This is a genomic window from Arthrobacter sp. TB 26, assembly GCF_000427315.1.
Taxonomy (GTDB): Bacteria; Actinomycetota; Actinomycetes; order Actinomycetales; family Micrococcaceae; genus Arthrobacter.
This window is the reverse complement of sequence record NZ_AUPJ01000165.1, coordinates 1-1,368: the sequence shown is the minus strand read 5'-3', so window position 1 is coordinate 1,368 and position 1,368 is coordinate 1. Positions and strand designations below refer to the sequence as shown.

At 68.5% G+C, this 1,368-nt stretch carries 2 pseudogenes (1 of these 2 only partly in view); both read right to left on the bottom strand.

Going from position 1 to position 1,368, the window contains the following annotated elements:
- A pseudogene (locus K789_RS26390) lies at positions 1-98 on the bottom strand (transglycosylase family protein); it reaches 599 nt to the left of the window's first position.
- A gap of 250 nt (positions 99-348) precedes the next feature.
- A pseudogene (locus K789_RS0105605) lies at positions 349-1,368 on the bottom strand (ABC transporter); the annotation flags it as partial.

Sequence of the window (1,368 nt, the reverse complement as noted above, 5' to 3'; positions counted from 1 at the left end):
GCGTTGGCCGCCGATGCGGACAAGGCGACGCCGGCGATCGAGACGGCCGCAAGAGTGACGCCGCGGCGCGCGGCAGTGCTGTAGGTGGTTTTCTTCATGGGATAGATGCTCCTGAGGGCCACCGGTGCTCGGTCCGTCCCCGGACGTTGTCGCACTACTGCCCGCCCCTGACAATAGAGGTCATTGCGGTGTCTACCGGTCGGGCAGTATCTGGTGGTGGCAGCACCGGGCACTCAATGCCCGGTCGTCGGGCATGACCACAAGGCTAAGTCAGGCGTCTGCCGTTATCAAGACGTTATTTTCCGCGGATTCACGGTAAAATCAACGGCTTCCAGTGCCTGACGCCGTTCAGCCGCCGAGCACTGCCGCCAGATATGGCGCCGTCCGGCTCTTTTTGGACCGTGCGACGACGGCGGGCGNGTCCCGACCGCGATGATCTTGCCGCCGGCGTCACCACCGGCCGGTCCGAGATCGATCACCCAGTCCGCTGCGGCCACCACGTCCATCTCGTGTTCCACCACGATCACCGTGTTGCCGGCGGCGACCAGCCGGTGCAGCTGCGCCATGAGGAGTTCGACGTCGGCCGGGTGCAGGCCCGTGGTGGGCTCGTCCAGCAGGTAGAGCGAGTGGCCGCGCTGGGCGCGCTGCAGTTCGGTGGCGAGCTTGATGCGCTGGGCTTCGCCGCCGGAAAGCTCGGTGGCGGGCTGGCCGAGCCTCAGGTAGCCCAGGCCCACCTCACGCAGGGTCTGCAGGCTGCGTGCGGCGGCGGGGACCTCGTCAAGGAATTCAGCAGCGGCGTTGACCGTCATGCCGAGGACCTCCGCGACGTTCCTGCCGCGGTAGGTAACCTCGAGTGTTTCCGGGTTGTAGCGCGAGCCGTGGCATTCCGGGCAGGGGCCGTAGCTGCCGGGCAGGAACAGCAGCTCGACGGCGACGAAGCCCTCGCCCTGGCACGTCTCGCAGCGGCCGCCCGCGACGTTGAAGGAGAACCGGCCGGCGCCGAAGCCGCGGGCCTTTGCCTCGTCCGTCGCGGCGAATTCCTTGCGGACGGCATCGAACAGCCCGGTGTAGGTGGCGAGGTTGGAGCGCGGGGTGCGGCCGATCGGCTTCTGGTCCACCTTGACGAGCCGGTCCAGCTGGTCCAGCCCGGAGACCGGCCCAACACTGAGCGGTTCCGCGGATTCGGCGGCCTCGGACTCCAAGTCCTCAGGGGCAGCCACGGCGCCGCCTTCCGGATGCAGGTGGGCGCCGACCACTTCGGCGAGGACCTGGCTGACCAGGGTCGACTTGCCGGAGCCGGAGACGCCGGTGACCGCGGTCAGGACGCCGAGGGGGAAATCGGCGTCGAGTTCGCGCAGGTTGTGGCGG